The following is an 11,489-nucleotide window of genomic DNA, read 5'->3' on the forward strand; positions in this document are numbered from 1 at the left end:
AGACAAAACTCCATTTTCGGTTATCGGCCCTGCTGCATCGGCTCCCGGGGAAGGCATCCTGAAAACGGCCCATTCGCTTCCTATATTTGATCGAGGTGCAATCGCTTGCGCGAGGGTGTCGCATGATCAGACTTGTCATCATTCTGCCGATCGTCGTGGTGGCCTGGCTTCTCCTGGTGAAGCTTATCAGGGACGTGAAGAACGCCAATGTCGACTGGACCGGGGTTACCACCATCGTCGGTTTCATCGCGCTTGCCTTCTGGCTGCGCCACGTCACCGGCATGGGCTGAACCGGCGAAAGAGTGGGTAGTCAGTAGTCAGTAGTCAGTAGTCAGTAGTGAATCGCAACGCGTCATGGCACGCATCTCACTACTCACTACTCACTACTCACTACTCACTACTCATCACCACAAGCATGGCAAGGTGATCATCTTCCTTTGATCGGTGACCCGGTTCGTGAAAGGGCGGCTTCGGCCGCCCTTTTTGCTTGATGTGCCGGCGAAGCTGCCGCTCGAAAAATTTCAAGGAAGCTTCGAACCTTTTTCCTTGCCGAAACGACCGATGGTCAAGGGGCGGATGGATCGCCTCTCACAACGAAGCAAGGAGATCATCATGCGCACTTTCATTTCCAGCCTTATCGCCACCTCCGTCGCGGCCGTCATGCTGGCCGGCACCATTCAGCCCTCGGCTGCCCATGGCAGTCATCACAGGAGGCACCTCGGCATCGGCATCGCCGCCGGCGTCGGCGGCTTCCTGCTCGGCACCGCGCTCGCCCAGCCGCGTACCGTCTATATCGAGGAAGAGGGCGGCTCCTGGCATGTCCGCCGCTGCCTCGATCGCTACCAGAGCTACGATCCCTACACCGACACCTATGTCGGCTACGACGGTAATCGCCGCTATTGCCGGCTTTGAGAGGCACCGTCGGTGAAGCTGCCGATCTCCCCCCTTGCGGGGGAGATGCCCGGCAGGGCAGAGGGGGGTGCTGTCCCTCCGACCTGTCAACCAATCGCAGCCAAGCCCCTCAGGCTAATCCCAGCTTGGCTGCAAGTCGAAGTTGGCGATCCTTCCCACCCCCCTCTGTCCTGCCGGACATCTCCCCCGCAAGGGGGTGTTTGGACTGGGGACATCGGGCGCTACGTCGGCTTTCGCCAGCCACCAACGCTGGAACGCAGGCGCAAGCGGCGCAAAGCTGAAGCGACTGTGTCCTATGGCGATCGGCCTTTGTCGGTGTACAGGGATTTCCCGACAGCTTAATCTGACGGCGAAGCCGGCAGAGGGGGAGAAGGCGTGGACGAGCAAGAACCCAAGGAAGAGTTGATCGAGACCCTTTTCCGCAACGGCACGGTCACCACCGTCGGCATCCTGCTGGCGTTTTCGCTGGGCTTCATCACGCATTGGGCCGCCAACCCGATACCGTGGCAACTCCACCATCTGCTCGCCGTGGCGCCGATCCTGGTCGGCATCGCGCTGCAGATGCGGGCGCTGTCCGTGCTGCTCGGCACAAGTTCCCTGCGCCGGCGCGTCTACGAGCGCGCCAACCGTGTCTTCATGACCGGCCTCGTCCTGACCGCCTGCGGCGTCGGGCTCGCGATCCTGCTCGACGTCTTCGAAGTGTCGGCCAGGAGCGCGCTGCCTGGGGCTTAGCCTCCAACATCGCGGCCCGGCCGTTCGTCGCTGCTGTCAGGCTGTGGCGGGCTCCGGCACGGCGTCCTGGCAGATGTCGCACCATTCGGCGCCGACCAGCCGGGCCATGCGCTCGACGCCGATCTTGACCGCCGCATTGGTTGCGCCGGCCGCTGGCACGACCTGATCGTAGGCGCGCAGCGAGACGTCGCAATAGACCGGCAGCGGCGAGGCGAGGCCGAAGGGGCAGACGCCGCCAACCGGATGGCCAGTGATTTCGGCGACCTGCTCGGCATCGAGCATGCGCGGCTTGCCGCCCAATGCATCGCGCGATTTGCGGTTGTCGATGCGCGCGTCGCCGCGGGCGACGACCAGCATGACCCGGTCGCCGACGCGCAGGCAGATGGTCTTGGCGACCTGCCCCGGCTCGACGCCATGCACCTCGGCCGCGAGCGCCACGGTCGCCGAGCTTGTCGGCGTTTCGATCACCTCGATGTCGGGGGCATGTTCGGCGAAGAAGGCTTTGACGGATTGGAGGCTCATGCGTCTTTCGGGCGTCGGCTTGCGGAAGATGGACGCAAACTTGGCCGTTGCCGGGCGGCTGTCAAGGCGAACGCGTGCTGTCTATGTCCGTGCCGCCTATGTCGAAGAGTGACCCCGTCCGTTGCCAAGGCCTTGCGAAGGCGGGGTCGACAGGCCGCCGATCATCCTGGTGATGTCGGCCGCGGCTTCACGCACCAGGGGGCCGATCTCGGCCAGCCGCTCCGGTGTGACGCGCACCGTCGGCCCCGAGACCGAAACGCCGCCGATCGGCTCGCCGAACTCGTTGAAGATGGCGGCGGCCACGCAGCGCATGCCCGGATGCCGCTCCTCGTCGTCGACCGACCAGCCGCGCAGCTTGATCCTCACCAAATCGTGGGCGAGCGCCGAGATGTCGGAAAGCGTGTTTTCGGTGAAGCGCTCCAGCCCGGCCTTGCGCAGGATGGCGGCGACACGTTCGGGGTCGAGATGCGCCAGCACCGCCTTGCCGATGCCGGACGCATGGAAGGAACTGCGCGTGCCCGGGCGGAAGAAGGCGCGGATTGCCTGATGCGTCTCGACCTGGCTGACGAAGACGACGCAATCGTCCTCGGCGACGCCAAGGTTGGCAGTCTCGCCGGTCTTCTCCATCAGGTCCTGCATGACGGCACGGGCGCGGTCGACCAGCTTGCGGCGGCGCAGGAACGCCGCGCCCATGCGGTAGGTCTCGACGCCGATCGACCAGAGCTGGTCGGTGCTGTCGAATTCGACCATGCCGTGGCTTTCCAGCGTCGTGAGCATGCGGTAGGCGGTGGAGGCGGCAAGACCGGAACTGGCGGCGATCTCGCTCAGCGAGAGGCCGCTGCCCTCGGCGACAATGGCAAGGATGCGCAGCGCCCGGTCGAGCGACTGCACCGAGGCGGCCTCGGCGGGGCCATTGAAGGAGCGCGGCCGGCCACGCTGACGTTTTTCGGTCGTTTCCATGGCGCCATTTGTCGCCAATTTCGCCAAACGGAGCAATGAAAAAGTTTTTCACCAACCAGAGCAGCCTATATCTGAAAAACTGAAAATACAACAAAATCAGTGCATAGGTGTCGTTTTTTAAAAATGAAAAAATATTCTGAAAAAATTGAAAAATGATGAAAACGCTGCCATCCTTGGCCATCAACACATTTGCGGAGGCTTGCTATGGCCAGGATGCGCGCTGTCGACGCTGCGGTTCTCGTTCTCGAAAAGGAAGGCATTTCCTGTGCCTTTGGTGTGCCGGGCGCGGCGATAAACCCGCTCTATTCCGCGCTGAAGGCGAGGGGCACCATCCGCCATATCCTGGCGCGCCATGTCGAGGCCGCTTCGCATATGGCCGAAGGCTATACCCGCGCCAAATCAGGCAATATCGGCCTCTGCATCGGCACCTCCGGCCCGGCCGGCACCGACATGATCACCGGGCTCTATTCGGCGGCGGCGGATTCGATTCCAATCCTGTGCATCACCGGCCAGGCGCCGCGGGCCAGGCTGAACAAGGAGGATTTCCAGGCCGTCGATATCGCCGCGATCGCCGCACCCGTCGCCAAATGGGCTGTTACCGTCATGGAGCCCTATCTGGTGCCGATGGCGCTGCAGAAGGCGTTTCACCTGATGCGCTCGTCGCGCCCGGGACCGGTGCTGATAGACCTACCCGTCGACGTGCAACTGGCCGAGATCGAGTTCGATATCGACGCCTATGAACCGCTGGCGCCGTTCAAGCCGGCGATGACGCGCGCCCAGGCCGAGAAGGCGCTGGCGATGCTCAATGCGTCCGAAAAGCCCCTGATCGTCGCCGGTGGCGGCATCATCAACGCCGATGCGTCCGACCTCCTGATCGAATTCGCCGAGATCACCGGCCTGCCGGTTATTCCGACGCTGATGGGCTGGGGCGCGATCCCCGACGACCACCGGCTGATGGCCGGCATGTGCGGGTTGCAGACCTCGCACCGCTACGGCAATGCGACCATGCTCGAGGCCGACTTCGTCTTCGGCATCGGCAATCGTTGGGCCAATCGCCACACCGGGTCGGTCGATGTCTACACCAAGGGCAAAAAATTCATCCATGTCGACATCGAGCCTACGCAAATAGGCCGCGTTTTCGCGCCGGATCTCGGCGTCGTCTCGGATGCGGGTGCTGCGCTGAAGATGCTGCTTGACGTCGCCACCGAATGGAAGACGGCAGGAAAGCTGCGCGACTGGTCAGTTTGGGCCAGGGAATGCCAGCAGCGCAAGAAGACGATGAAGCGCAAGACGCATTTCGACCAGGTGCCGCTGAAGCCGCAGCGCGTCTATGAGGAGATGAACAAGGCGTTCGGCCGCGACACCACCTATGTCACCACGATCGGCCTGTCGCAGATCGCCGGCGCGCAGTTCCTGCATGTCTACAAGCCGCGCAACTGGATCAATTGCGGACAGGCCGGCCCGCTCGGCTGGACGCTGCCGGCCGCACTCGGCGTGCGCGCCGCCGACCCGGACCGCACCATCGTGGCGCTGTCCGGCGACTATGATTTCCAGTTCATGATCGAGGAGCTGGCAGCCGGCGCGCAGCACAAATTGCCTTACATCCACGTCGTCGTGAACAATGCCTATCTCGGCCTGATCCGCCAGGCGCAGCGCGGTTTCTCGATGGATTTCGAGGTCAGCCTTGCCTTCGAGAACGTCAACCGGAAGGACGACCCCGAGGCCGGCTATGGCGTCGATCATGTCGCGGTCGCCGAGGCGATGGGCTGCAAGGCCATCAGGGTGAAGAAGCCGGATGAGTTCGCCTCGGCTTTCAAGGAGGCGCAACGGCTGATGAAGGAACATCAGGTTCCGGTCGTGCTCGAATTCATCCTCGAACGCGTCACCAACATTTCGATGGGCACGGAAATCGACAAGATCACCGAGTTCGAGGAGCTTGCCGAGAGCCACGAGGATGCGCCGACGGCGATCGTGATGTTGGATTAAGATCTGCGGAGAGAAGGAGAAAAGAATGCCGCGTTTTTCAGCCAATCTTTCGATGCTCTTTGGCGAGCATGACTTCCTCGATCGCTTCGACGCCGCCGCCCGCGCCGGCTTCAAGGGCATCGAATATATCGGCCCCTATGACCATGCGCCCGAGGTCGTTGCCGCCAGGCTGAAGAAGAACGGCCTGACGCAGGTGTTGTTCAACCTGCCGGCCGGCGACTGGGCAAATGGCGAGCGCGGCATCGCCGTGCTGCCGGACCGCGTGCCGGAATTCCGGCAAGGCGTCGCCAAGGCGATCACTTACGCGCATGCGCTGGGCTGCGAGCAAGTCAACTGCCTCGCCGGCATCGCGCCGCAAGGGGTTGACCCTGCAGTGCTGGAAAATGTCCTGGCCGGTAACCTGGCCTTCGCGGCCGAGAAGCTGGAGCAGGCCGGCATCAGGCTTCTGATCGAGCCGATCAACACGCGCGACATTCCGGGCTTTTTTCTCAACTACTCGGACCAGGCGCTGGCGCTGATCGACCGCATCGGCTCGAAGAACCTGTTCCTGCAATACGACATCTACCACATGCAGATCATGGAGGGGGATCTCGCCCGTACCATCGAGGCAAATCTCGGCCGCATCGCCCATATCCAGCTTGCGGACAATCCCGGCCGTCATGAGCCGGGGACGGGCGAGATCAACTATCCCTTCCTCCACGAACATATCGATCGCATCGGCTATTCCGGCTGGGTGGGGGCCGAATACAAGCCCAAGGCCGGGACCGAAGCCGGGCTCGGCTGGTTCAAGGAATTGGCCGGGCAGGGGAGTGCGGCGGCTTAGCTGCCTAATTGCTAAGGACTATTGAGGTCGCGCTCCTTCGCGCCCCCCTCTGGCCTGCCGGCCATCTCCCCCACGGGTGGGGAGATTGGATGTCACCGCCGCTTTCGCCAATTTTCGAGGACGGGAAAGTTACGAGCCGGTGCCGAAACTGCCGATCTCCCTCCTTGTGGGGGAGATGGCCGGCAGGCCAGAGGGGGGCGCGAAGGAACGCGGCCTAACAACGAACGGAGAACCACATGGAAACCATCGGCTTCATCGGCCTCGGCATCATGGGCGCGCCGATGGCGGGGCATTTGCTGGATGCTGGCTACAAGGTTGTAGCCAGCGACCATCGCTCGAAGCCGCCTGCCGATCTCATCGCCAAGGGCTTGAAGACCGTCGCCGGCCACGATGCCGTGGCCAAAGCTGCCGACATCATCATCACCATGGTGCCCGACACGCCGCAGGTGGCTGAAGTGCTGTTTGGCGACAAGGGCGTCGCGCCCGGGTTGGCCAAGGGCAGACTGGTCATCGACATGAGTTCGATCTCGCCGATCGCGACCAAGGAATTCGCCAAGAAGATCAACGATCTCGGCTGCGACTATCTCGATGCGCCGGTCTCGGGCGGCGAGGTCGGCGCCAAGGCGGCGTCGCTGACCATCATGGTCGGCGGCGCGGAAAAGGCTTTCGAACGCGCGAGGCCCGTCTTCGAAAAGATGGGCAAGAACATCACCCTGGTCGGGCCGAATGGCGTCGGCCAGACCACCAAGGTTGCCAATCAGATCGTCGTCGCGCTGACCATTGAAGCCGTCGCCGAAGCGCTTGTCTTTGCGTCAAAAGCCGGTGCTGACCCGGCCAAGGTGCGTCAGGCGCTGATGGGCGGCCTCGCAGCCTCGCGCATCCTCGAAGTGCATGGCGAGCGCATGGTCAAGCGCACCTTCGCGCCGGGCTTCCGCATCGAACTGCACCAGAAGGATCTTAACCTTGCGCTGGAAGGGGCAAGGGCGCTTGGCGTAGCACTACCCAACACCTCGACGACGCAGCAATTGTTCAATTCCTGCGCCGCCAATGGCGGCGCCAAGGAGGATCACTCGGCGCTGGTTCGAGCGCTGGAGCGGATGGCGGGGCATGGGTTAGGGCAGTAGGGCAGTAGGGCAGTAGGGCAGTAGGGCAGTAGGGTGGATCCACTCCGAGCGAAACATACTGCCTTATTGCCCTATTCCCTTACTGCCCTAAGAATTTCCTCGCCGCATAAAGGCTCACCGCCGCCGCATTCGACACGTTGAGCGAGCGGATGGCGCCGGGCATGTCGAGCCGGGCCAGCGTCGTCACCGTTTCGCGCGTCTTCTGACGCAGGCCCTTGCCTTCGGCGCCGAGCACCAGCGCGATCTTGTAGCCAGAAAAGCACTTTTCGAGCTCCGCCGGTCCGTCCGAATCGAGGCCGATGGTCTGGAAGCCGGCTTCGTGAAGCTGGCCAAGCGCATCGGCGAGGTTCTTCACCTCGATCTGGTCGATATGCTCCAGCGCGCCGGAGGCCGATTTTGCCAGCACGCCGGATTCTTGCGGGCTGTGGCGCGCCGTGGTGATCAGCGCGCCGGCGCCGAAGGCGACCGCCGAGCGCAGGATCGCGCCGACATTGTGCGGATCGGTGACCTGGTCGAGCACCAGCACCAGCGTTGCCTCGCCGAGCGCATCGAGGCGCTTCGGCTTCAGCGGCTCGGCCTCGACCAGCACGCCCTGATGCACTGCATCCGAGCCGGTGATCCTGTCGATCTCCCTGGGCTCGACCAACTCGGCCTTGAAGGGCAAGGCAGCAAGGTCGGCGATCGCCAGCCGCTCGGCCGCGTTGCGCGTCACCAGCATCTTCCTGATCTTACGGCGCGGATTGTCGAGCGCTGCCCGCACCGTATGCAGGCCGTAAAGCCGCACCAGCCCGTCGGCCGCGTTCTCGCCCGGCGGTACAGGCTGGCGAGGCTTGAATGCCGGCGCGCCGCCGCTTTTCTCGTCGCGAAAGGCGCGGCGCAGCTTGGCGTAGTGAGTGTCTTTCGGGGTGTTGGAATTGTTGCTCATGGCCGGCTTCTATAGCCGTCTCCTCCGGCCAAGGATATGCCCTGTCGCCGCAGCCGGCGAACAACATCGAAAAACCCTGGCTGCGCGGTTGACACCCAATGGGCTTGCCGCCATAAGGCGCTTCGCTGGTTTCGGAGAAGACACAACTCGGGTCCGAATTGGCTCGAATGCCTCGTTGCATGGCTCCGGCGGCAGACTGGAGAGGTGCCCGAGTGGTTAAAGGGGACGGACTGTAAATCCGTTAGCTTAGCTTACGTTGGTTCGAATCCAACCCTCTCCACCACTGCCGGCCCGGAAGCCCTGAAACGTGAAAAGCATCGGACCGAAAGTGCATGGCGCTTTTCGGGTGAATCCGGTACTTCAGTACAAGGCGCGGGTATAGCTCAGTGGTAGAGCAGCAGCCTTCCAAGCTGAATATGCGGGTTCGATTCCCGCTACCCGCTCCAAATTCCCATTGCAAAATCGGGGAATAGGGCAGTAGGGCAGTATGTGGTCGCGAGCCTCGTTCTACATATTGCCCTACTGCCCTATTCCCCTACTCCCTTGAAGGCGCTCTACCTGTTGAAGATAGATGCAAGCTGGCCTTGCGATGGCATCTGTCCATTCGGCGTCAACTGATCGACGATGCCAGGCAAAGCCGCGGACAATTGCTTGAGCACGTCCTGTTCGCTCATCCCCGCCCTTTGCGCGATCTCGCGAATGACCTGCGGCCCCAACGCATTGCCCAGATCATTGCCGTTGATCGGCTGGTTTTGCCCGGTGCCGACCCATGAGTCGGCGACATTGCCATGGCCGGCGTTTTTCAGTTTGTCGAGAAGGCCGCCCAGTCCACCGGCCAGGCCGCCATCGGCGGAAGTCGTCTCGCCTGCGGACGGCGTCGTCCCTGTCGGAATGGGGGCAGGGCTTTGATCCTGGTTCGTCTGGTCGGCACTTTTGCCGCTCAGCATCTTTCCAACCAGCAGCGCGCCGAGCGCAATTAGCAGCGGCTTGGCTATGTTGCCGCCGGGAACGGCATTGTCGAACAGTCCCATTATGGATCTCCATGTCAACATCGCCCGTCCCATCCTCAACAATGGCGCATTCGGCCCGAATTTCAAGCTGGCTTGAGCTTTCCGTAAGCATGAATTTCAAGTTGGCTTGAGCTTTGCTTAATGATGTGGAAGAATCGTTCGCGGGGAATGAGAGGAACGAAAATGTCGATACTAAGCTGGATCGTCCTCGGCGTCATAGCCGGTTTCCTGGGCGGCAAGATCGTCAACAAGAGCGGGCAAGGCCTGGTGCTCGATATCGTGCTGGGCATCGTCGGCGCCATCGTCGGTGGACTGATCTTCAGCGCCTTTGGCGCATCAGGCGTTACCGGTCTCAATCTCTACAGCCTGATCGTCGCCGTGGTCGGCGCGGTGGTCGTTCTGTGGGCCTATCACCAGTTCTCCGGCAGACGAGCGGTCTAGGAACAATTTATCAGCCTGGCGGATCTGCCTTTTCACCTGGCTGCCGCCCGTCTACCTCATCCGTTTGAGGAGCTCCCGCACCAGCGTGTTGAAGCCTGCGGCGAGCCCTCGGGCGAGGATTGGCCACAATTCATCGAGCAGACGCCTGACGGCTGTTTCGAGGGCCGTGTCGCGACCGGGTCTGACCGGCAGATTGGGCATCGCCCCCATCGCCGACATCACGTCCTTTCGCAACCGGTCGCCGCAGGCCCTCGGTCCGACGACCGACGGGTCGAAGGGCAGGCGGGTAAAATCCCATTTTCCGCGCTGCTTGATGCCCAGCGTGCTCTCGACCTCGGCGTGGGAGAGCACCGTCCTTGGCGAGACCTTGATGCGATAGTATTTGCAGAGCTCGGCGACGACGACGGCCAGCGCATCCCACTGTGTCCTCGTCATCGGGTAACGGCCGGCACTGAATGGCCGCTCCTCCGCTTCGGCCATGCAGCAGAGCGAGACCCCGATCGAGCCGCTGTTGCAGTTGAGGGTATGGGCCGCGTATCCCGATTTTACCCTGCCGGAGTTGAGCGCGATGGAAGGCCTGCCCCTGACGAGGTCGCCATTGCCCTCGACCAGTATATGATAGGCATCCTTGTCGGTATCGCCTGCCGAATGCGAGCCGGCCGTCCAATGACAAACGACCCGCTTCATCGGAACGTTGGGTATCCAGTCCGGCGGCAGTGCCACAGAAAATCCCCGCAACAAATCTGGCGAATGGAATCACTATAATTTCTTTGAGGGAGAATGCGAAAACGAAACGATAATTTGGTTGAGCGTTTCTAACACTTGATGTGCTGCGGCTACTCGGCAGGAGACCTTGGTCGCCAGGCAATCATCCATCTCGCCTATGCGACGACGGTCAGCCGACGCTTGCGCTCGTCGAGCCACACGATGGTCAGCCCGCTGGCCACCACCAGAAGGATGCCGCCAACCGCCAGCGCGTTCGGGAACTGGCCGAACACCACCAGGCCTGAAATGACCGCCCAGACGGTGAAGCAGTAATAGAACGGCGCCACCGCGCTCGTTGGCCCGACGCGATAGGCCATGAAGATGAAGAAATGGCCGAAGATCAGGAACAGCCCGGCGCCGGCGATCAGCAGCAAATGGTGGGCTGCGGGCGCCGCCCACTGCTCCGTCGCAAGATGCGCGATGCCCGAGCCGGCCAGCACCACCACGACGGCGGAAATGGCGACGATCATGCCCGGCACCTCCGCGGCGACCTTGCGCCCGGCGAGATCGCGCGCGGCGGCGAGCGCCGCGTTGCCGAGCGCCAGCGCCGCATAGATCGAAATGCCTTGCATCGTCGGTTGCGCCACCATGAGTGCGCCGATGAAGCCCAGCCCGATCAGCGCCATGCGCATGCCGCCGATCCGCTCGCCGAACAGGATCGAGGAGCCGACCAGCATGAACAGGGGCGTGATCTGCCCAAGCGCGGTCGAATCGGCGATCTGCATGTTGGCGAGCGCCACCACGTAGCAAAGGATCGCCCCCAGCTCGAGCAGGTTCCTGTGCAAGACCTTCCTGTCGAACATCAGCGGGATCTGTCTGCTGTAGCCGAGCAGGAACAACAACGGCATGCCCCACAACGTAGCCGCCATGCCGCGCAGGAACAGCACCTCGTAGGGCGGCAGGCCGACGGTCGCAAGCTTCATCATCGTGTCGTTGACCAGATACGACCCGGTCGAGACGATCATGAACAGCGGGCCGCGAATGGAGCTGGGAATGAACTGCATCGGTCGAACAAATCAGACTGATGTTACGCCGGCAATGGGCCAGGCCGGCGCTGTAAATCCGGCAAGGGCACGGGGAATGCGGCCTTCGGCGGGCTGGACGCTTGCCTATTTCATTTCCCGGCTGGCGTTCCTATATCCGCGCCATATCCCCCGAAAATCGGATCATGGGTTCAGACCGAGCGGGAAAGCGCTCAGCCACAAGGCACTTGTGTTTTTCGGCCGTTGTCGCTAATCGCCCCGCATTCGACTGAACTGAAGGTCCAGGCCGTCCAAGGAAAGAGACTA

13 protein-coding genes and 2 tRNA genes are annotated in these 11,489 nt (G+C 62.4%); 9 read left to right on the top strand and 6 right to left on the bottom strand.

Going from position 1 to position 11,489, the window contains the following annotated elements:
* The first annotated feature begins 122 nt into the window (after positions 1-122).
* From MESS4_RS32360 to MESS4_RS17035, 3 genes are all read left to right on the top strand, one after another.
* Complete coding sequence (locus MESS4_RS32360; RefSeq protein WP_006333267.1) at positions 123-290, top strand: hypothetical protein; 168 nt, start codon at positions 123-125, stop codon at positions 288-290.
* 322 nt (positions 291-612) lie between these two features.
* Entirely contained in the window at positions 613-912 is a 300-nt protein-coding gene (locus MESS4_RS17030; RefSeq protein ID WP_006333268.1) for a BA14K family protein, read from the top strand.
* A gap of 375 nt (positions 913-1,287) precedes the next feature.
* Positions 1,288-1,644 carry a hypothetical protein gene (locus MESS4_RS17035; RefSeq protein WP_006333269.1) on the top strand — a complete coding sequence of 119 codons (357 nt, stop codon included), beginning with the start codon at positions 1,288-1,290 and terminating at the stop codon, positions 1,642-1,644.
* Positions 1,645-1,680: 36 nt separating this feature from the next.
* Here MESS4_RS17035 and MESS4_RS17040 read toward each other — a convergent pair whose 3' ends face one another.
* The gene (locus MESS4_RS17040; protein ID WP_006333272.1) at positions 1,681-2,166 is read right to left on the bottom strand and encodes a YbaK/EbsC family protein; all 486 of its coding nucleotides are present in this window, start codon (positions 2,164-2,166) and stop codon (positions 1,681-1,683) included.
* A 96-nt stretch (positions 2,167-2,262) separates the two neighbouring features.
* Positions 2,263-3,126 carry an HTH-type transcriptional regulator BhcR gene (gene bhcR, locus MESS4_RS17045; RefSeq protein WP_006333274.1) on the bottom strand — a complete coding sequence of 288 codons (864 nt, stop codon included), beginning with the start codon at positions 3,124-3,126 and terminating at the stop codon, positions 2,263-2,265.
* Between the two features lie 204 nt (positions 3,127-3,330).
* Between bhcR and gcl the strand changes: the two genes are divergently transcribed.
* The 3 genes from gcl to MESS4_RS17060 all read left to right on the top strand — a co-directional run bounded on the left by gcl (position 3,331) and on the right by MESS4_RS17060 (position 7,059).
* On the top strand, positions 3,331-5,112 hold the full coding sequence (gene gcl, locus MESS4_RS17050; protein ID WP_006333276.1) for a glyoxylate carboligase: 1,782 nt from the start codon (positions 3,331-3,333) through the stop codon (positions 5,110-5,112).
* A gap of 25 nt (positions 5,113-5,137) precedes the next feature.
* Entirely contained in the window at positions 5,138-5,935 is a 798-nt protein-coding gene (gene hyi / locus MESS4_RS17055; RefSeq protein ID WP_006333278.1) for a hydroxypyruvate isomerase, read from the top strand.
* Between the two features lie 236 nt (positions 5,936-6,171).
* Entirely contained in the window at positions 6,172-7,059 is an 888-nt protein-coding gene (locus MESS4_RS17060; protein ID WP_006333282.1) for a 2-hydroxy-3-oxopropionate reductase, read from the top strand.
* 79 nt (positions 7,060-7,138) lie between these two features.
* Here the strand turns inward: MESS4_RS17060 and MESS4_RS17065 are convergent, their stop codons facing one another.
* Positions 7,139-7,984 (bottom strand): RNA methyltransferase, encoded by an 846-nt coding sequence (locus MESS4_RS17065; protein ID WP_006333284.1) that lies wholly within the window; start codon positions 7,982-7,984, stop codon positions 7,139-7,141.
* Positions 7,985-8,182: 198 nt separating this feature from the next.
* Between MESS4_RS17065 and MESS4_RS17070 the strand changes: the two genes are divergently transcribed.
* A tRNA-Tyr gene (locus MESS4_RS17070) sits at positions 8,183-8,267 on the top strand.
* 89 nt (positions 8,268-8,356) lie between these two features.
* Positions 8,357-8,430 (top strand) — tRNA-Gly (locus MESS4_RS17075).
* 108 nt (positions 8,431-8,538) lie between these two features.
* Here MESS4_RS17075 and MESS4_RS17080 read toward each other — a convergent pair.
* Positions 8,539-9,015 carry a YidB family protein gene (locus MESS4_RS17080; protein ID WP_006333288.1) on the bottom strand — a complete coding sequence of 159 codons (477 nt, stop codon included), beginning with the start codon at positions 9,013-9,015 and terminating at the stop codon, positions 8,539-8,541.
* 162 nt (positions 9,016-9,177) lie between these two features.
* Here MESS4_RS17080 and MESS4_RS17085 point away from each other — a divergent pair, with 162 nt between their 5' ends.
* Positions 9,178-9,435, top strand: a complete 258-nt coding sequence (locus MESS4_RS17085; protein WP_006333290.1) for a GlsB/YeaQ/YmgE family stress response membrane protein — start codon at positions 9,178-9,180, stop codon at positions 9,433-9,435.
* A gap of 51 nt (positions 9,436-9,486) precedes the next feature.
* Here the strand turns inward: MESS4_RS17085 and MESS4_RS17090 are convergent, their stop codons facing one another.
* Entirely contained in the window at positions 9,487-10,158 is a 672-nt protein-coding gene (locus tag MESS4_RS17090) for a peptidoglycan recognition family protein (RefSeq protein WP_006333291.1), read from the bottom strand.
* Between the two features lie 158 nt (positions 10,159-10,316).
* Positions 10,317-11,204: a DMT family transporter gene (locus MESS4_RS17095; protein WP_006333292.1), complete on the bottom strand. Its 888-nt coding sequence runs from the start codon at positions 11,202-11,204 to the stop codon at positions 10,317-10,319.
* Between the last annotated feature and the right edge of the window lie 285 nt (positions 11,205-11,489).

This window comes from Mesorhizobium sp. STM 4661 (assembly GCF_000359125.1).
Taxonomy (GTDB): Bacteria; Pseudomonadota; Alphaproteobacteria; order Rhizobiales; family Rhizobiaceae; genus Mesorhizobium.

What these genes read in the sequence shown, in the direction of transcription:
- MESS4_RS17060 (WP_006333282.1), top strand. Translation starts at nt 6,172, where the DNA reads ATGGAAACCATCGGCTTCATCGGCCTCGGCATCATGGGCGCGCCGATG.
- MESS4_RS17095 (WP_006333292.1), bottom strand. Translation starts at nt 11,204, where the DNA reads ATGCAGTTCATTCCCAGCTCCATTCGCGGCCCGCTGTTCATGATCGTC.
- MESS4_RS17065 (WP_006333284.1), bottom strand. Translation starts at nt 7,984, where the DNA reads ATGAGCAACAATTCCAACACCCCGAAAGACACTCACTACGCCAAGCTG.
- MESS4_RS17085 (WP_006333290.1), top strand. Translation starts at nt 9,178, where the DNA reads ATGTCGATACTAAGCTGGATCGTCCTCGGCGTCATAGCCGGTTTCCTG.
- gcl (WP_006333276.1), top strand. Translation starts at nt 3,331, where the DNA reads ATGGCCAGGATGCGCGCTGTCGACGCTGCGGTTCTCGTTCTCGAAAAG.
- MESS4_RS17030 (WP_006333268.1), top strand. Translation starts at nt 613, where the DNA reads ATGCGCACTTTCATTTCCAGCCTTATCGCCACCTCCGTCGCGGCCGTC.
- hyi (WP_006333278.1), top strand. Translation starts at nt 5,138, where the DNA reads ATGCCGCGTTTTTCAGCCAATCTTTCGATGCTCTTTGGCGAGCATGAC.
- MESS4_RS17080 (WP_006333288.1), bottom strand. Translation starts at nt 9,015, where the DNA reads ATGGGACTGTTCGACAATGCCGTTCCCGGCGGCAACATAGCCAAGCCG.
- bhcR (WP_006333274.1), bottom strand. Translation starts at nt 3,126, where the DNA reads ATGGAAACGACCGAAAAACGTCAGCGTGGCCGGCCGCGCTCCTTCAAT.
- MESS4_RS32360 (WP_006333267.1), top strand. Translation starts at nt 123, where the DNA reads ATGATCAGACTTGTCATCATTCTGCCGATCGTCGTGGTGGCCTGGCTT.
- MESS4_RS17040 (WP_006333272.1), bottom strand. Translation starts at nt 2,166, where the DNA reads ATGAGCCTCCAATCCGTCAAAGCCTTCTTCGCCGAACATGCCCCCGAC.